Source organism: Streptomyces sp. NPDC052301 (genome assembly GCF_044593395.1).
Lineage (GTDB): Bacteria > Actinomycetota > Actinomycetes > Streptomycetales > Streptomycetaceae > Streptomyces.
Genome location: NZ_JBIUBE010000015.1, coordinates 149,837 through 166,576, shown reverse-complemented (window position 1 = coordinate 166,576; position 16,740 = coordinate 149,837). Strand labels below are relative to the sequence as shown.

Here is a 16,740-nt window from a genome sequence, read left to right as displayed (position 1 = left end):
GGTCCGCGCCCGGTTCCCCGACCGGAGCGGACCGCCACCTCACGTTCGGTGGTCAGTCGGTCTCCGCCTGCGCGACCAGCGCTCGGAGTGCCGTGCGCAGCTCGGCGAGTTCGGCCGGGGTGGGATCGGCCGGTTCGTGCGGTTGCAGGGCAGCGGGGTCCACCACGGGGGCGGTGCCATCCGGACCAGGCGCCGCCGTTGCGCGGCCAAGGAGCGCGTCGTGGTCGGGCGGCGGGGTGCCGAGGCCCTCGCTGAGCCGCCGTAGTGCGGTCGCGAGCGAAGACTGCGGGAAGGCGAAGTCCGCGGGAAGCAGGCCGGTTTGCCGGGTGTGGTCGTCGCCGCGGAAGTCGAGCACCCAGTTCTCCCAGCCCGGCAGCGGCCAGTTGTGGATGCCGGCCACGGTCTGCACGGCCCAGAGCGAGACGGTGCGCACCTGCGGATCGAAATGGACGCCGCCGTACGGCATGTCCGTGGACGGAGGGCCGGTGGACGACGCGCCGAGCAGGTCGATCAGGCCGGGACCGCCGGCGACGTGATCGACAGGCTCCCAAGCGCTGCCCCACGCACGAACGCCGCCGGCGGGCAGGCGCAGGGAGACGACGGTCCAGGGCTCGGTGTCCCCGGTGCCCGCGAACCGGACGGCCCGATGGTCTCGAACCAGTCCGGCGCGCGGGTCAGGTCCCTGCCGAGGCCCAGGTGGTGCGTCAGATCGCCCATGCCGTCGTGTGCGAAGCGGACATCCCAGCCGGGCCATGTCCGGGCCAGCACGGCGCGGGCGGCGAGGTGGTCGGCCCAGCCGTCCGCGAACGCGAACCAGAGCAGGATCCGGCGGTCATGGTCGACGAGCGCGGCGCCCTCGCACCACGTGTCGTCGAGCCATTCGTCGATCTCCCGGTTGGCGCGGAAGCAGCGCGTCGCCGCGACCGGACCGGGCAGCAGATCGTCGACCACCCGGTGGGCGGCGCAGTGCGAGCAGTACCGCTGCCAGGTGCCGTTCTCGACCACCACGTACTGCGCTCGTGCTCCCATGATCGGCGAGGCTAGCGCCGCTGGACGACAGGCGACGAACCCTTTTTCGCCCCCCACCTCGTGATCGGTGGATCATTCGCACGCACGTCACCCTTGCCAGCGGTCCGCTACCGAAGAGGCCAGTGCACTGGCCTGGGCGTGGCCCGCGCGGGCGGCAGCCGGGCGGCGCGTGTCGTCCGTCATGTTGCGGCCCATGGTGCGGCGCGCGGCACGGTCCGGGGACAGCAGGACGACGCGTGCCCCGCCGTCGGACAGTTCCGCGGCCTGCTGCGAGGCGCTCGGATGGGGACCGACCGCCTGAGGGATCGGCACGACCGCCAGTACCCGGCTGTACTCGCGTGCGAGCTGGAGGTTGGCGGTCGAACGACTGCCACCGTCCACCCAGCGACGCCCCGCTACGGTGACCGGCGGCCATACGACGGGCACGGCGCAGCTCGCCGCGACCGCTTCGAGAAGCGTCACCCCGGAGTGCGAATCGAACACCTCGAGTTGTCCGGTCCGCGCGTCGATCGCGGTGATTCTCAGCTCTCGCTCGGGCCAGTCGTCCACGTCGCCCAGCAATGCGCCGACCGTGTCGAACACCTCCGATTCCGCACCGGTCCGGGCGCGTGTCGCTGCCTGGGCCAGGCGTTCGATGGACCGCTCGGGATCGCGGGAGCCGAGCGCCGCCCACAGGAAGCGAGCCGTCTGGCGCACTGTCACCGGCAGACGGACCGCGTCCGCACCGGAGAGCTGGCGCTCGTACAGCTCTGCAGCCGGAACGCCGGACAGGAGCCGGGATCCGAAGACGGCACCGGCGGAGGTCCCGATCACGACGTCGGCGCCGGCGAGATCGATCCCGGCCTCGGTGAGCCCGGCGAGTACTCCGGTCAACCAGGCCCCGCCCACCGGTCCGCCGCCGCCGAGCACGAGTGCGCTGCCGGACACGTCTTCCCCTTCCCTACGAACGACCGCGAACGACCCGTCCGCGCGAGACGAAACGGGGAACAGTCCCCGCTTACTCGGTTGACGATAACATCCGTACCGGGGAGGGATCCCCGGTACGGGCAGAGGAAGAGGGAGACACGATGGGCGACCGTCCGCCGGTAGGACGCCGCGACGCGCTGCGCAACCGGAAGTTGCTGACGGACAAGGCCCGCGAGGTCTTCGCCGAGCAGGGCCTGGATGCCCCCCTCGACGACATCGCCCGGCGGGCCGGTGTGGGCAACGCCACCCTCTATCGTCACTTCCCGACCCGTGCCGCGCTCGTCGACGAGGTCTTCCGGGATGCGCTCACCGAAACCATGGCGGCGGGCGAGCGGGCACGAACCGCCGAAGACGCATGGGAAGGACTCACGGATTACCTGCGGACGGTGTTCGCGGGCCTGGCCGCGGACCGCGGCACCAACGACCTCATGACCACGCACCTGGAAGGCGTCACTTCCCTGGAGGCGATCCACGCCCACAACCGGGAAACCATCGACGGACTGCTCCGGCGCGGTCAGCAGCAGGGCATCATCCGCCCGGACCTCACCACCGAGGACGTGCTCTTCGCCCTGGCAGCACTGGGCCGGGCAGTGCCCGCGCTCACCACGGTCGCCCCGGATGCCTGGCTCCGCCCGCTCTCCCTGCTCCTGGACGGCCTTCGCGCCGGCTCGGCCACACCCCCTCTGCCCACACCGGCACTCACTTCGGCCCAGCTCGGCACGGTGCTGCTGAGCCTGGGTCCGCACAGGCGGCGCTGAGGAGGTTCAATCGCGAGCAGGGCGAACAGCAGCCGTAAAGCCTCGCGGCGTTCGTCGAGTTGGTCGGCCGGATCAGCCGGACTGCGGGCGTACACGTCGAAGCTGTCGTCGGAGGTGGGCGGATCGCCCACGGGCCGGGTGACATACGCACAGCGCAGGCCGTGCCCCTGTGCTCCGCGCAAGCAATGCGCCGGTGAACCCCACCTGCGCAGGTCGGATGGGCAGACCGACCCGCCCTCTGCCGACGGGTGCCGGGCCGCAGCCCGGCACCGCGACTCCTCCCGCCCCGCCCCACCGGATCACAGCCGACCGGCTGCGAGAAGCACGGTGGCTGCGAGGGCGGCCGTGGAGGCAGCGGAGGCCAGCGAGGCCAGCCACGCGCCGCGCCGATGCGGGGCCTTGGCAGGCGATCGCTGCTGCCCGGATTCGACCCAGAGGTATCCCACGAAGCCCGCACCGGTGACGAGTGCGGCCAGGACCCAGGCCGGGCCGGTGGCCAGACGGTGACGACGGGCGGTGATCATCCGGATCAGGACGACGACCCCCGTGGACATCACCAGAAGCCTGAGCCAAGTCCAGGGAACGAGCAGGACGTAGCCGACGGGGAACAGCAGGCTCAGGCCTCCGGCGCCGTAGGTGGCGTCGTACTCGCTGAAGCGCACCGACCGCGCGGAGGCACCCGCTGCCCGGTCCACGGTCGCCCTGAGGTCCAGGTCGGCCTCATGGGTGCCCGCGACGAAGGATGTCGGCCGGTAGACGTAACTGTGGTCGTCGAGCAGGCCGGTGTTCCAACGCACGGTGACAACCCTGCCCTGGGCGTCCGTCTGCACCGTGTGCGTGCGCCCGGCCCTGATGTCCGTCACCAGCGCGTGCGTGGATCCGTGGGCCGGTACGACGTGCAGCAGCGTGGTGACGAACGAGAGCAGCAGCACCGAGAGCAATGCCCAGCGAGCCTTGCGCCACACCCTGTCGGGCCAGGCAGCCGGTGTCCGGCCGACACTCTCTGCCATCTCAGTGCGCCTCCCGTCGGCTTGTCCGAGCCCGTCTCCATGCTCCCGATGCGGGAATCTACCCATCCCGCCCACACCGGACCAGGAGAACTCAGCGCCCCAGCATGAAGGTGAAGTCGCCGGAGAGCCTGCCGCTCAGCCGGACTGCTGGACTGCCGGACTGCCGGACTGCCGAAATGAGTTTCCCCTCCGTCGAGGCGCCAGGAGTCGTCCCAGTCGAAGGTGGTGCGATTACGGCGCCGCAGGACCGGATCCTGAGGCAACTCGGCTACAAGGCCTGGGTCGTTGCCGTGCAGCCGCCCGGCGGATCACGGACCGGGCCAGGCCGGATCGCGGCGACGGCCCTCTCGGGTGGACGACGGCTGCCCGGACCCCGTACGTGGTCAGAGGTCGCTCACGATGAGCCGGTAGCCGACATCCGTGGTCTCGTGGCCGAGCAGGTCGGCGTAGCGGGTGTGCCAGCGACCGGCCGACAAGTCATCCGCGAGCCGGGCAAGCCCCGCCTCGAGTGCCTGGTCGCCGGTCTGGGCCAGCATGGAGATGCTCGCGCGGACATGCGGGTCGAGGTAGGCATGGGGGCGGCGCCAGTATGCGGCGCCGAAGCCGTCGATGCAGTCGTGGGGAACGGGGACCGGCTCCTGGCGTCCCCCGCCGAGCAAGTCGACGAGCCGGCCGGGAGGGACGGCGCGGGCGTCGTCGAACGCGGCGGCCTCGGGGAGATAGTCACGTACGAGCCAGAACCGCTCGCGGAAGATGTCCTGGTCCCAGGTCAGGACGACGATCCGGCGGCGGGCCACCCTGCGCAGTTCTTCGATGCCGGCCCTCAGGTCGGCCCAGTGGTGCACGGTCAGCAACGCCATCACCACATCGGCGGCGTTGTCGCCCAGCGGGAGATGTTCCGCGACCGCCCGCACCGCCGGTGCGGCTCCCGCCGGACGCTGGCTGATCATGACCCCGCTGGGTTCGACCGCGAGGACCGTCTGCGGCGGCTCGTAGGAACCGCTGCCCGCTCCGACGTTGATCACGTCGGCGGCGTCCCCGACAGCGCCGTGGATCTGGGCTGCTATCCGCGGGTCAGGCTGCCGTGTCCGGGAGTAGGTCGCGCCGAGCGTGTCATAGGTGGCCATGACAGTCAGTATGCAGTCGCGAGTTCGACGAGCTGCCGGGCCGTGCCCACGGGATCGACGATCTGGTGGAGATGTGCGCCGGGCAGGTGCGCCACGCGCCAGCCGCGTTCCTGCGCCTCGGTGGCAAAGTCGTCATACGGAGGGCCGAACAGCAAGTAGGAACAGGGGTGGTCGTCCCAGGCGTCGGGGACCGGGACGTACTGCTCGTAGTAGGACAGCGGCAGGCTTGGCTGCTCCTCGACGACTGTCTGCCGCACCGTCGGATCAGAGAACATCGGTGCCACGTCGGCTTCGTCCCACCAATCGGTCCAGCGCGGCAGCCGGCCGTGCACAGCCTTCGGGCGGAGGAACTCCAACAACTCGGGGGTGGCGACAGGGGTCGGTCCGCTCCGGGCCGGCAGTGCGGCATCGACGAACACCGAGCCGGCCACCGGATGGTCGAGGGCCGAGCGGATCACCGGGAGAAACAGGCCTGCGTTGCTGTGCACCACCAGCGAGACGGGGTTGCCGGTCGGAACCTGCCGCAGATCGTCGCGTACGGCCTCCGCGACACGGGGCCAGAAGGGCGGAGCTCCCTCGCTGACGTGCAGCAGGGACGGCACCCGTACCTGGTGTCCCGCCGCCATCAGGTGATCGGCCACAGGCTGCCAGGTCGAGGGACCCACGGACGGACTGTGTACGAGAACGAAGACCGGTTGCATGGGACGATCCTGTCGCCTGGGCCACGGACGGCGGGGCAGTCTCGGCTGACAGCAGAACGCTTCGTTTCCGAGACGCCGGGCGCCGACGCTCGAGGGGTCGGGCAGGTGATGCTCGTCCACTCATCCCAGAAGGACCGGCGGGCGTTCTCGGCCGGTGGGGCGACCATCACCTCGTGGTCGAAACGCGGCCACCGTCCGTCGTTCCGTTTCTCCGGGCCGGCGGCCCAGGACTCGCCGACCGCTCCGCCGTCGAAGAAGTCGAGGGCCGCCCGGCGTGAGGGGAACGGTGTCGGCCGTCCGTCGAGCAAGGCGCCGGTCTCGGCCTTCACGTTCGGGTTCGGACCGCCGGGGCCCGCCTCGACGAAGGCGAGCGCACCGACCGGGCCGGGATGCGCGGCGACGGTGGGCATGGTGGTGCGGCCGCCCGGGGACCGGCCCACAGGGCGGGCCGGTCCAGGTGGAGTTGGTCTGCGACGGCCGTGATGCCGACGACGTGGGCGGCGCGGCTCTCATCGCGCGGGGGGCGTTCGCAGGCGTCGTGACCGCGCTGGTCCACAGCGACGACACGGTAGCCGTGCCTCGAGGTTCGGGCGAGGTCGTCCCGTTCGCCGGCGTGCCCGGCCGTGGAGCAGGACGGCGGGCCGGCCCTGTCCGCCCCGGTCCCGGCGGGAGAGGCGGACGCCGTCGCGTTCCACGGGGCGTTCGCACCAGGGCATGCGGGCCTCTTCGGCGTCCGTCGGATGCGGCGCTTCGGCGTGGCGTCAGCGGTATGCGGCAAGGAAGGCCCGGACACCGGCAGCTGTGTAGTGATCGAGGTCGGCTTCGGTGTGCTGGAGCGAGCCGGTGAACATCGCCTTGTTCACCGGGATCCACAGCAGCAGACCGGCGAAGTGGTTGGCCGCCAGGAGCGGGTCGTCCGTGCGGAGCAGCCCCTGGCCGGCCAGGCGCCCGAAAGTGGCCGCCAGCGTGTCCAGGACCCGCTCGAAGCCCCTTTCGTACCAGGCGGTGCCCAGTTCGGGGAAGGCTTCGGCGTTGGCGATGATCAGGCGCCGCAGCTGGAGGACCTCGGGCTGGGTGAGGGCACCCAGGAACCGGCGGGCGAGCCGGTTCAGGTTCTCCTCCATGGAGGCGGCGTCGGCGGGGATGTCGGCCACCAGATCGACCATGGCGTCGACCCGGTCGGTGGTGGCCAGGACGATCTCCGCGAACAGCTTCTCCTTGTCGGCGAAGTGCTTGTACACGGTCTGCTTGGACACCGCGGCCAGCTTGGCGATGTCGTCCATGCTCGTGCCGGGATAGCCCTTCTCCAGGAACACCTGGGTCGCGGCCTCCATGATCGCCTGGTGTTTGCGCGCGGACCGGCCTTGCGTGGTGGGGTCCATGACGCCTCCCTCGATGAGTACTGGACAGTCCAGTTTGACTACGAGTACTGTACCGTCCAGTTCCCACCCGGTACTACACCGTCTAGTTCCGTCGCTGTTCCGGACAAGGAAGGTCCCGCATGACCCACGCGATCAGCCCCCGGGCCGCCGCAAAGACGACCCCGGCCCGGCCCGCAGCGGGACTCCTGCTGGCCGGCGGCATCGCGGCAGGCCCCCTCTTCCTCGGCGCGGGACTCCTCCAGGGCCTGACCCGGCAGGGATTCGACTTCTCCCGCAACGCGATCAGTCAGCTCAGCCTCGGCGCCCTCGGCTGGATCCAGGTCACCGTCTTCCTGCTGACCGGCACGCTGACCATCGCCGGAGCGGCCGGGCTGCGTCAGGTGCTGCGTGGCACGCCGGGCGCCACCTGGGCACCGCGTCTGGTCGGCGTCTTCGGCGCCTCGTTCCTCCTCGCCGCCCTCTTCGCGCCCGACCCCGGAGCCGGCTTTCCGGCAGGCGCTCCCGAGGCACCCGCCGGGACCCTGAGCACGCACGGCGCCATCCACATGGCCTGCGCCATGACCGGTTACCTCGCGCTGTGCGCCGCGTCCCTGGTCCTGGCCCGGCACTTCACCGCCCTGGGTCAGCGCGGCTGGACCCTTGCCTCCCGGCTCGTGCCGGCGGGCGTCCTCGCCGGCTTCGCGGCCTCGTCCGTCACGGTGGCGGCCTTCACCGCCGGGGCGGGACTCGGCCTGCTGTGGCTCAGCGCCCTGACGGTCCGACTGGCCCGATCGGCTTCCCTGACGCGGCAGTAGCCACTCGATCCCGCTTCGCCACCCGCACCGCCGCACACCCCGCAACCGAACCGAACCGAACCGAACCGACAGGAGATTGCGCCATGGCTGCACCGGTCAAGGGCCCCGCCAGCTACTTCCCCTCGATCGAGAAGAAGTACGGTCGCCCGATAGCCGAGTGGAAGGACCTGATCCGCACCTCGCCGCTGACCAAGCACATGGAACTCGTCACCTGGCTCAAGACCGAACACGGCCTGGGACACGGTCACGCCAACGCCCTGGTGGCGCACACCCTGGCCGAAGGCGCCCAGCAGTAGCCTCCCCAGGACGCCGGGGCTCGACCACCACCGGCGTCCGAACGCGCAGACCCCCGCGTCCCGCGGCACCCGGGGCGACCGCCGCAGCCGCGGTGGCCGCCCCAAGGCCATTGATCTGATGCGGAACGCCGGTCACGTCAGGACACGGGAGAACCTGCCGCACGGCGCCACCGCAGGTAGCCCAGTGCGCCGGCAGTGACCATCAGCGGCCAGAGCAGGTACCAGCCCGTCATGACGAGCAGCACCGCCACCGCGACGAGCGCGACAAGTGCCGAACGGTGGGGCAGGGCGCCACGAGGAAGCAGGCGCAGGGCGGCGGCGGTACCCAGGGCGTACACGGTCACGAACGATCCGGTGGTGAGCAGGACCAGCGGCCGCGGGCCGACGGCGGCGGCCGTGGTGGCGGCGAGGGCGAGATACGACAGCCCCGACACGACGGCCAGGCTGCGCCGCGGCACCTCGCCGACACTGCTTCCCTGACTGAACCAGAGGGGCAGCGCGCCGTCCCGGCCGAGCGCCGCGCCCAGTTTCGCCGCTCCGGCGAAGTAGGCGTTCATCGTGCCGAGAGTGAGCAGCACGGCAGCGGCTGCGGCCAGTGCGTGAACGCCTCCGCCGAGGCCGAGGGCGAGCAGTTCGGCCAGCGGGGCGCCGACGGTGCCTGCGGCCGGACCGAGTACGAGCACGCTGGTGGCGGCGACGGCGAGGTAGAGCACGCCGACCACGGCGACCGCCAGGCCGGCCGCCCGGGGCAGATCTCGCGCCGGACGGCGGAAATCGGCTGCCAGGTGGGTGATGGCCTCCCAGCCTGCGAAGCTCCACACCAGCAGTGCCGCGGCCGAGCCGATCGCGGGCCAACCGTGCGGTGCGAAGGGCCGCAGGTTGCGCACGTGCGCGTGCGGCAGTGCGCTGACCACGGCGGCCAGCAACAGCACCACAAGCCCCACCGCGAGCGCGAGTTGCATACGGCCCGTGAAACTCACTCCGAAGCCATTGGCCACCGCGACGAGAATCACCAGCACGGCCGCAGTGGCCACCACCGTGCGTCGGCCGCCGCCGACCGACGCCTCGACGTAGGCGCCGGCGAACATCCCCGCTGCCGGAGCACCGGCGGGTACGGCGAAGTAGAAGCACCAGCCGACCACCGCCGCCGCCCGTGCGCCGAAGGCATGCCGGACGTAGGTGGAGACGCCGCCGCCGTCCGGGTACCGGGCGCCCAGCGCGGCGAACGTGGTCGCCAGGGGCACCGACAGCAGGACCAGTGCGAGCCAGGCCAGCAGCGAGGCCGGTCCGGCCGCCCGTGCCGCCAGCGCGGGGAGGGCGATCACACCGGTGCCGAGGACGGCGCCGACGTACAGCGCCGCTCCCTGCCACACGGTCAGTGTCCCGGCCGGCGGGGCCGCGCCTTCCCGCGTGGCCTGCACCCTGCTCACGCGGAGCCTTCCCCGGTCCGGCGGAAGTCCATCGTCCAGTTGGTCTCCCAGCTCTGCCCGCCGTCGGCCGAGAACGCCTGTTCCCAGCGGGCCGACGTCGGGGTGATCCGCGACCAGACGAAGCGGCACAGCACCGGCCTGCCGTCGTGGGTGTCCTCGCCGTGGAACTCGCCGCATCCGTCGTCGCGGAACCGGCCGACGACGGGCGGCTGCAGCAGCCCGGTCCGGCTGCTCACCCAGTTCAGGGACCACTGCGCGTGGACCGGGTCGAACAGGCGGAGCGTCAGGCCGCTGAACCCTCTGGTCGGAAAGCTGATCTCGTCAAGGTTGGCGGCTCCGCCGAACAGAGTGCCGTGACAGACCACGGTGCCCGGGAACTCGTCCCACTCGGTGCTGCCGGTCAGCGGCGCGATCAGCCGCCGGTTCGTCACCTCCCAGGTGCCCACGAGGAAGTCGAAGTCGCCGATGCCGGGTTTGCGGAGGGATGAAGTACTCATCTGCGCCTGTCCTTTGCCGTGTCCGGTGCGCTGGGTGTGCGCACGGCCGGAAAGCTAATCCGGATTCCCTGACATCCCATGTCAGTGGAGTGCGGCAGACTTGCCCCGTGCGTGCGAGTCGACTGCTGAACATCCTGTTGCTGCTCCAGGCCCGCGGCCGGATGACCGCCCGACAGCTGGCCGACGAGCTGGAGGTGTCCGTCCGCACGATGTACCGGGACATCGAATCGCTCGCCGCCGCCGGAGTCCCCCTCTACGGCGAGCCCGGTCACGACGGCGGTTATCGGCTCGTCGACGGCTACCGCACCCGCCTGACCGGGCTGACCCGCCAGGAGGCGGAGGCGCTCTGGCTGGCCGGACTGCCCGGGCCGGCCGCGGACCTCGGGCTCGGCACCGTACTCGCCACCGCCCAGCTCAAGCTGGCGGCGGCACTGCCCGACGAACTACGCGAGGACACCGCACGGATACGGCAGCGGTTCCACCTCGACACCTCCGGCTGGTACGCCGAAGCAGACTCCACCCCGCACCTGGCCGCCGTGAGCGACGCCGTATGGCGGCAACGTCGCATCCGCGTCCGCTACCGGCGGTGGAAAGCTCCCCAGGAAGTCACCCGGACCCTGGAGCCCTACGGGCTGGTACTCAAGTCCGGCCGCTGGTACCTGGTCGCGGGCCGACGGGAGCAGGTGCGCACCTACCGCATCTCCCACATCCTGCGGATCCAGGTGCTGGAGGAACGCTTCGAGCGGCCCGCCGACTTCGACCTGGCCGCGCACTGGCAGTCCTACCTGGCCGACTTCGACGCCCGCCGGCACACGGGCGAGGCGGTGGTACGGCTCTCACCACGGATCCTGAACCAGCTGCCCGACCTCTGGGAACCGGCAGTGGCACGCGCCGCCCAGGACAGCGCCGGCCCGCCGGACGCCGACGGACGCATCCAGGTCGTCGTCCCCACCGAGTCCATCGAACACGCCGTCGGCATGCTCCTACGGCTCGGCGCAGAAGCCGAGGTGGTAGCCCCCGCCGGACTCAGAGCAGCCATGGCGCAGACCATCACCGCCCTGGCCGCCGTCTACCGGCAACCACCCGCCGCCCCGTGACACTCAGCTCCTCGTGGCCGATGTGCACGCGGCGACAAAAGCTCCGTCATGCCTTCCGGCCCGGTCACTTCGCATCGAGACGCTGTCGACCGCCTTCTTCGTAAAGGTAGGTGTAGTAGTTCTCGTCTCCCACCAGGACCGAGGTGACGCACGTCGGCAGGCCGTCGGCGTCACGCTCGACGTTCTGTGAGGTCTGTCGGGTGAAGCCCAGCGACACCCCGGGGATCACGGGGTACTCGGGCTGCGACGTATCGACCGTGCTGCCTCGCTCGGCGGCTCGCTGGAAGAGGGTCGCGGCGGGTGTGGTGAACACCTCGTCCCCCTCGAGCAGGACGCGTGTGCCGGACACACGGCCCTCACCGGGCCACCACAACTCGACGGCGGTGACATGGATTCCGTCCTCGGCCAGGGCCTGTACGGAAACGTGGTCGAGGGTCCAGGACGCCTTCGCCGAATTTCGGCCCGGGCGTCGCGGCACGCGGGGCTCGCCCCAGTCGGACGCCGCGGCAACCGCCTCGTCGAGCGTCATGCCGAGCAGGATCGGCGCAACTCCGCGCGGCGGGTCGAGTACCAGATCCATCGCCAACCCCTCACTCTCTTCCCAGCGTTTCCGGACTGATCCCAGCCGCCCTGCGAGGACGCGTCCCCGACCAGGGGACATGCGTGTGGTCACGGCACGGCCAGACCAATAATGGGTGTCGATGCCGACGGTGGTGCTCGCCTGTACGGGCGTACGCCGTCGCAGTGGCTGACGTTGCCCGATCCCACAGAAGGTCACGGAGCTGCTGAAGTGCCGCGCGGAGGACGGCCTGCGCCGACTCGATCACGCTACCGACGGCGAACGCGCCTGGAGTGCCAAGGACCGAACGCCTCCAGCAGGGCCCCGGGCCCCACCATGCCTACCGAAGCTGTTTCTCCAGCAGCGTGAAGGACTTCGGCGTCCCGCCCGGCTGTGGCTTGCCCTCCTTGAGGCCCACCACGCGGTAACCAGCGTGCCGGTAATAGGCGTTGAGCCGCGCGTTTCCGGCCAAGCAGTCCAGGCGTACACAGGTCCTGCCCACCGCCGCCACCCGGTGTTCCGCCGCGTTCAGCAGCGCCTTCCCCGTCCCCGGCCCGGCGACGCCCCGGTCCACCATGAGCCGGTGCACATAGCCGGCCACGGGCGGCTGCGGCCCCCAGGCGCCCTCGTCCTCCCACCACAGCTCCCAGGCCCCGGCGACGCGCCCGCCGGCCTCCGCGAGCCAGACCTCGCCGTACTCCATGACCCGGGAGAAGTGGCCCGTGTCCAGCTCTCCCGGCCGCCACTGTCCGGTGATACCGCGGGCCAGCATCCAGCGTGCCGCGTCGTCACGGAGGCGCACCAGGACGGCCAGGTCCGCCTCACCTGCACGGCGAAGATGCAGATCGTTCACACCGGGATCCTCGCACACCCCCCTGCGGCCCCGTGTGGCTCAGCGGGACAGCAGCCACAGGGCCGACACCAGATGGACCGCGGCGAGCCCGCTCGCGCTGATCAGCATGCCCACGTTGCGGCGGGCGGCTCCGATGGCCGCGTCGCCGAGCTGCGCCAGACCCGCGACCATCAGCACCGGACCGGGCAGGTCCCAGGAGCCGGCGGCCAGAAGCACCAGAACGACCGCGCTGAGAGGGACGGCCCGGGCGGCGTGGGCACGGGCGTACAGGACGACACCGGAGTGGACCGACTCCCCCGGGTTCAGGGCCGGGGCGGGCAGCCGAACCAGCCCCACCACGCTGAAGCTCCCTCACCGACCGGGGCCATGAACTCCTGTCCGGCTGCGCCGCCGAGGCCCGGGCCCTGGACGAGGAACTCTCCGCCCGCCTCGACGACTCCCAGCGGGAAGCGCTCCACGCAGCACTGGGCAGCCTCGCCGCATCAGCAGGCCTGCCGACAGACTGATGCCGTGACCGCCGAGGTCGCCGACCGCGAGGCCGTCGACGGCATGGCGGCGCCGGAGTACTTCGCCCGGGTCGTACGGCCCTCCGCACGCACCGGTCGGACGCCTCCGGTCACGGCACCGCATGGCACTCGCCGACACCGGGTCCGAACGGTGCGGTGCGGCGGGCGCGTCAGGCGGAACCGCCACGCCCGGAGGCTCCGCGTGGTCCGTAACCAGATCCGCGTGCACCGCGGAGCCTTCGGCAAGCCCCAGGTCCTCGACGGCATCGAGGGTGATCGCGGCGGTGATGTGCTGACCGCCGTCGAGACGGGTCCGGCCCGGGTCATGGTGTGGTGCCTGCCCGCCCGGTCGCCGCCCTGACAAGATGGGGACATGGAACGTGTGCTGGGAATCGGCGGATACTTCATGCGGGCCGGCGACCCTGCGGCCTTGAGTGCGTGGTACCGCGACTGCCTGGGCCTGGACGCCGACGAGAACGGCCTGTGGCGTCAGGAAGCCGGGGTGACGGTCTTCGCGACCTTCGAGTCCGAGACCGACTACTTCGGGTCCCGCGCCCAGCAGACCATGCTCAACTTCCGAGTCCGTGACCTGGACGCGATGCTCGCGCAACTGCGCGCCCAGGGAGCGGACGTAGCCCCGGAGACCCAGGAAATGGCGGGCGTCGGTCGGTTCGGTTGGGTTACCGATCCTGAGGGCAATCGGATCGAACTGTGGCAGCCGGCCTGACCGCGCGAGAACCGGCCGCCGCCACCGGCCCGCACCTACAGGTGCGGCTGGGTTCTGACGCGTCACCAGCCCTCACGCCCACCTGAAGCAGTACGTCGTCTCCCGCACCCTCCCCTGCGCCGACCGGGAGGTGGAGGTCGTCGCCTACGACCCGGCCGCGCTGGTGCGCGAGCCGAAGAAACAGGAGGGCACGGACGCCGCAGCCCGCGTCCCAGGGCGGCCGTCCGACGGCAGCCGCCCTGGCCCGTGAGGGGTACGGCTGGTCAGCCGCGGACGATGTTCTGGGCCTGCGGCCCCTTGTGGCCCTGCCCGATCTCGAAGGTGACGCGCTCGCCCTCGGTGAGCTCGCGGAATCCGCCGCCCTGGATCTCGGAATAGTGTGCGAAGACGTCAGGTCCTCCGCCCTCCTGGGCGATGAAGCCGTATCCCTTCTCGGAGTTGAACCACTTCACGGTGCCGCTGGCCATCGATCGATCCTTCGTTCATACCGGGAGCCGCCCGGTCCGGGCCTGCTCCAGCTCCCTTGGCACTAGGAGCCGACATCGTTCTACCCCGGGCACCGCCGCCTATCCGGTTCACGACACGGCACACGGTGTGGCGTCATCACAGGATCGACGCCTGGTCGGGATCACAGGATCGACGCCTGGTCGGGACCGCGACAGCGGCACGACCCGGCGACACGGGAATGGTGTCCGCAAGGCGGGGCACATGCGCCGGTGGACGACCCATGTGAGTGGTGACTGCAAGGGAGACCTGCGATGCTCATGGCACACCCCGCTGTGCTGAAGAACTTGATCGAACAGTACGAGACGCTGCGCGTCCTGCACGCGGACGAGGGCCATGAAGAGGTGCGCCGGCGGATGAACGACATCGCTTACACGCTGTGCGTGGCGACTGGAACCAGCGATGTAGACGCCGCCCTCATCGCGGCCCGGCACCGCCTGCCCGGTGCCCGTACCGAAGACGACTCACTCCTTGCCACCTGACGGGTTCGTTCATCCATCCGTGCGGACCCTCACCTCCTGGTATCGGCACGGGGCGCCGATTGAAGCCGGCGGTCGGGGGAATCCGTGCCGGCATGGCTGTCGACCACACCCGAGCACCCGTTCTCGAAGCGCTGATCGAGTACCGCCGTACGGGCCAACTGTCGTTCACCCCGCCCGGTCACAAGCAGGCACGCGGTGCTGATCCCGCGGTGCGGGAGGTCCTCGGTGACGCGGTCTTCCTCGGCGATCTGCTGGCCTCGGGCGGCTTGGACGACCGGCTCACTCGTGGGCGGGTGCTGGAGCGGGCCGAGCAGTTGATGGCGGACGCGGTCCGTGCCGAGCACACCTTTTTCACGACGTGCGGCAGTTCGCTGTCGGTCAAGGCGGCGATGCTGGCGGTCGCCGGACCGCACGAGAAGCTGTTGATCGGCCGGGACGCGCACAAGTCGGTCGTGTCCGGGCTGGTGCTGTCCGGGATCGAGCCCGTCTGGGTGGAGCCGCGCTGGGACGCCGAGCTGTCGATCGCCCATCCGCCGGCGGCCGGCGACTTCGAGGCGGCTTTCCAGGCCCACCCCGACGCCAAGGGCGCGCTGATCACCAGCCCCACCCCGTACGGCGCCTGCGCTGACCTGCGGTCGGTCGCCGAGGTCTGTCACCGGCGCGGTCTGCCCTTGATCGTCGACGAGGCGTGGGGCGCCCACCTCCCCTTCCACCCGGACCTGCCGTCGTGGGCGATGGACGCGGGCGCCGACATCTGCGTCACCAGCATCCACAAGATGGGCAGCGGCCTGGAGCAGGGGTCCGTTTTCCATCTACAGGGTGATCTCGTCCCGCCGGAGCTGCTGAAGATGCGTTCCGATCTGCTGAGCACCACCAGCCCGTCCGTCCTCATCTACGCCGGCCTGGACGGCTGGCGTCGCCAGATGGCCCTGCACGGCCGGGAACTCGTGGGCGGAGCGCTGGAACTGGCGGCCGGCGTCCGGTCGGCCGTCGAGGACATCGACGGCCTCCATGTGAACGACCGTGACGACTTCTGCGGCCCGGGACGCGCGGACGATTTCGACCCCCTACCGGTGGTCATCGACGTTTCCGCCCTCGAGATCACCGGGTACCGGGCCGCCGACTGGTTGCGCGAACACCACGCGATCGATGCCCACCTGGTGGATCACCGCCGCATCAGCGCCCAGATCACGCACGGCGACGATCCGGACACGACCGGGGAACTGGTGGCTGCCTTGAAGGCCCTGGTCCAGGCCGCTGCCGGACTTCCGCCCGGCCCCCGGGTGGACGTGCCGGCGCCGGCCGACCTGCGCATGGAGCAGGTTCGGCTGCCGCGGGACGCCTTCTTCGGGCCTGCGGAGCACGTACCGATCACCGAGGCGGCGGGCCGCATCGCAGCCGAAATGATCACTCCCTACCCGCCCGGCATTCCCGCCGTCGCGCCCGGCGAACGTCTCACCGAACCGGTGCTGCGCTATCTCACCACCGGCCGGGAAGCGGGCATGAACCTGCCGGACGCCACCGCCGCGCAGCTGGACACGGTCAGGGTGGCCACGTCGCCGGCGAGCTGACGAAGAACGGTCACCGTCGAGCCGCGGGGGCATCGTCGTGGTCCCCGGTGCTCTTCGCCTCACGACCTGGAGCGACGTGGGACGTACGACGGCGACGGCGACGGCGGTGCCGAGGGCTGCGGGCGACCAGCTGCAAGGCGCGTGCATCGACTGAGGCCGGGCACACGGGGGTGGGGCATGGGTGAGCAACGCGGCGGCACGGCGACGACGACCGTGCCGCCGCGTTGACTCGTTCCACGGCGACCGTGCAGTCCGTCACTGCACCGACCTGCCCCCGGGTCCCGCAAGCTCGGACGGCCGTGGCGGTCGGCGCACCGCAGGGCGACCCGGACCGCGGCTACCGGCCGGGCAGGAGCCGGTGCGCTGGGTCAGCCGTGCCGGACAGCACGGCAACGGGGAACCCGGGAAGAGAAGCGGGCGAGACATCCCCGTACGTACGCTTGAGCGACGC

The 16,740-nt window shown here is 71.1% G+C and carries 20 protein-coding genes and 2 pseudogenes; 7 read left to right on the top strand and 15 right to left on the bottom strand.

Annotated elements, in window-relative coordinates; translation table 11 throughout:
* Positions 1–52 precede the first annotated feature (52 nt).
* The 3 genes from ACIHEJ_RS33345 to ACIHEJ_RS33335 all read right to left on the bottom strand — a co-directional run bounded on the left by ACIHEJ_RS33345 (position 53) and on the right by ACIHEJ_RS33335 (position 1,956).
* Complete coding sequence (locus ACIHEJ_RS33345) at positions 53–466, bottom strand: hypothetical protein (RefSeq protein WP_400141143.1); 414 nt, start codon at positions 464–466, stop codon at positions 53–55.
* A 44-nt stretch (positions 467–510) separates the two neighbouring features.
* Positions 511–1,029 carry a hypothetical protein gene (locus tag ACIHEJ_RS33340; protein ID WP_400141141.1) on the bottom strand — a complete coding sequence of 173 codons (519 nt, stop codon included), beginning with the start codon at positions 1,027–1,029 and terminating at the stop codon, positions 511–513.
* An 87-nt stretch (positions 1,030–1,116) separates the two neighbouring features.
* Positions 1,117–1,956 carry a patatin-like phospholipase family protein gene (locus ACIHEJ_RS33335; protein ID WP_400141139.1) on the bottom strand — a complete coding sequence of 280 codons (840 nt, stop codon included), beginning with the start codon at positions 1,954–1,956 and terminating at the stop codon, positions 1,117–1,119.
* 140 nt (positions 1,957–2,096) lie between these two features.
* Here ACIHEJ_RS33335 and ACIHEJ_RS33330 point away from each other — a divergent pair, with 140 nt between their 5' ends.
* Entirely contained in the window at positions 2,097–2,753 is a 657-nt protein-coding gene (locus tag ACIHEJ_RS33330; RefSeq protein WP_400141137.1) for a TetR/AcrR family transcriptional regulator, read from the top strand.
* A 299-nt stretch (positions 2,754–3,052) separates the two neighbouring features.
* On the opposite strand, the gene ACIHEJ_RS33325 is transcribed toward ACIHEJ_RS33330, so the two are convergent.
* The 5 genes and pseudogenes from ACIHEJ_RS33325 to ACIHEJ_RS33305 all read right to left on the bottom strand — a co-directional run bounded on the left by ACIHEJ_RS33325 (position 3,053) and on the right by ACIHEJ_RS33305 (position 6,973).
* The gene (locus ACIHEJ_RS33325; RefSeq protein WP_400141135.1) at positions 3,053–3,763 is read right to left on the bottom strand and encodes a hypothetical protein; all 711 of its coding nucleotides are present in this window, start codon (positions 3,761–3,763) and stop codon (positions 3,053–3,055) included.
* Between the two features lie 176 nt (positions 3,764–3,939).
* Positions 3,940–4,062: pseudogene (locus ACIHEJ_RS33320) on the bottom strand (DUF1062 domain-containing protein); the annotation flags it as partial.
* Positions 4,063–4,146: 84 nt separating this feature from the next.
* Positions 4,147–4,890, bottom strand: coding sequence for a methyltransferase domain-containing protein (locus ACIHEJ_RS33315; protein ID WP_400141133.1), 744 nt, complete (start codon positions 4,888–4,890; stop codon positions 4,147–4,149).
* Positions 4,891–4,895: 5 nt separating this feature from the next.
* Positions 4,896–5,555 (bottom strand): alpha/beta hydrolase, encoded by a 660-nt coding sequence (locus tag ACIHEJ_RS33310; RefSeq protein WP_400141131.1) that lies wholly within the window; start codon positions 5,553–5,555, stop codon positions 4,896–4,898.
* A 797-nt stretch (positions 5,556–6,352) separates the two neighbouring features.
* Entirely contained in the window at positions 6,353–6,973 is a 621-nt protein-coding gene (locus ACIHEJ_RS33305; protein WP_400141129.1) for a TetR/AcrR family transcriptional regulator, read from the bottom strand.
* 119 nt (positions 6,974–7,092) lie between these two features.
* On the opposite strand from ACIHEJ_RS33305, the gene ACIHEJ_RS33300 reads away from it, so the two are divergent.
* Positions 7,093–7,767 (top strand): DUF998 domain-containing protein, encoded by a 675-nt coding sequence (locus ACIHEJ_RS33300; protein ID WP_400141127.1) that lies wholly within the window; start codon positions 7,093–7,095, stop codon positions 7,765–7,767.
* An 83-nt stretch (positions 7,768–7,850) separates the two neighbouring features.
* Positions 7,851–8,063 carry a DUF4287 domain-containing protein gene (locus tag ACIHEJ_RS33295; RefSeq protein ID WP_400141125.1) on the top strand — a complete coding sequence of 71 codons (213 nt, stop codon included), beginning with the start codon at positions 7,851–7,853 and terminating at the stop codon, positions 8,061–8,063.
* Between the two features lie 137 nt (positions 8,064–8,200).
* Here ACIHEJ_RS33295 and ACIHEJ_RS33290 read toward each other — a convergent pair whose 3' ends face one another.
* Together ACIHEJ_RS33290 and ACIHEJ_RS33285 are read right to left on the bottom strand one after the other, a co-directional pair.
* On the bottom strand, positions 8,201–9,493 hold the full coding sequence (locus ACIHEJ_RS33290; protein WP_400141123.1) for an APC family permease: 1,293 nt from the start codon (positions 9,491–9,493) through the stop codon (positions 8,201–8,203).
* Complete coding sequence (locus ACIHEJ_RS33285; RefSeq protein ID WP_400141121.1) at positions 9,490–9,990, bottom strand: hypothetical protein; 501 nt, start codon at positions 9,988–9,990, stop codon at positions 9,490–9,492. Before ACIHEJ_RS33285 ends, ACIHEJ_RS33290 begins: the two co-directional genes overlap by 4 nt.
* 107 nt (positions 9,991–10,097) lie before the next feature.
* Here ACIHEJ_RS33285 and ACIHEJ_RS33280 point away from each other — a divergent pair, with 107 nt between their 5' ends.
* Positions 10,098–11,087, top strand: coding sequence for a helix-turn-helix transcriptional regulator (locus tag ACIHEJ_RS33280; RefSeq protein ID WP_400141119.1), 990 nt, complete (start codon positions 10,098–10,100; stop codon positions 11,085–11,087).
* 64 nt (positions 11,088–11,151) lie between these two features.
* Here ACIHEJ_RS33280 and ACIHEJ_RS33275 read toward each other — a convergent pair whose 3' ends face one another.
* The 4 genes and pseudogenes from ACIHEJ_RS33275 to ACIHEJ_RS33260 form a co-directional block, all read right to left on the bottom strand.
* Positions 11,152–11,667 carry a hypothetical protein gene (locus tag ACIHEJ_RS33275; RefSeq protein ID WP_400141117.1) on the bottom strand — a complete coding sequence of 172 codons (516 nt, stop codon included), beginning with the start codon at positions 11,665–11,667 and terminating at the stop codon, positions 11,152–11,154.
* 319 nt (positions 11,668–11,986) lie between these two features.
* Positions 11,987–12,499 (bottom strand): GNAT family N-acetyltransferase, encoded by a 513-nt coding sequence (locus ACIHEJ_RS33270; protein ID WP_400141115.1) that lies wholly within the window; start codon positions 12,497–12,499, stop codon positions 11,987–11,989.
* Positions 12,500–12,538: 39 nt separating this feature from the next.
* Positions 12,539–12,838: a hypothetical protein gene (locus ACIHEJ_RS33265; RefSeq protein WP_400141113.1), complete on the bottom strand. Its 300-nt coding sequence runs from the start codon at positions 12,836–12,838 to the stop codon at positions 12,539–12,541.
* A gap of 387 nt (positions 12,839–13,225) precedes the next feature.
* Positions 13,226–13,321: pseudogene (locus tag ACIHEJ_RS33260) on the bottom strand (TOBE domain-containing protein); the annotation flags it as partial.
* A 57-nt stretch (positions 13,322–13,378) separates the two neighbouring features.
* On the opposite strand from ACIHEJ_RS33260, the gene ACIHEJ_RS33255 reads away from it, so the two are divergent.
* Positions 13,379–13,732: a VOC family protein gene (locus ACIHEJ_RS33255; RefSeq protein ID WP_400141111.1), complete on the top strand. Its 354-nt coding sequence runs from the start codon at positions 13,379–13,381 to the stop codon at positions 13,730–13,732.
* Between the two features lie 263 nt (positions 13,733–13,995).
* Here ACIHEJ_RS33255 and ACIHEJ_RS33250 read toward each other — a convergent pair whose 3' ends face one another.
* Positions 13,996–14,199, bottom strand: a complete 204-nt coding sequence (locus ACIHEJ_RS33250; protein WP_400141109.1) for a cold-shock protein — start codon at positions 14,197–14,199, stop codon at positions 13,996–13,998.
* Positions 14,200–14,490: 291 nt separating this feature from the next.
* Between ACIHEJ_RS33250 and ACIHEJ_RS33245 the strand changes: the two genes are divergently transcribed.
* Positions 14,491–14,718 (top strand): DUF5133 domain-containing protein, encoded by a 228-nt coding sequence (locus tag ACIHEJ_RS33245; RefSeq protein ID WP_400141107.1) that lies wholly within the window; start codon positions 14,491–14,493, stop codon positions 14,716–14,718.
* A 92-nt stretch (positions 14,719–14,810) separates the two neighbouring features.
* Positions 14,811–16,289, top strand: coding sequence for an aminotransferase class I/II-fold pyridoxal phosphate-dependent enzyme (locus ACIHEJ_RS33240; RefSeq protein ID WP_400141105.1), 1,479 nt, complete (start codon positions 14,811–14,813; stop codon positions 16,287–16,289).
* Positions 16,290–16,740 lie beyond the last annotated feature (451 nt).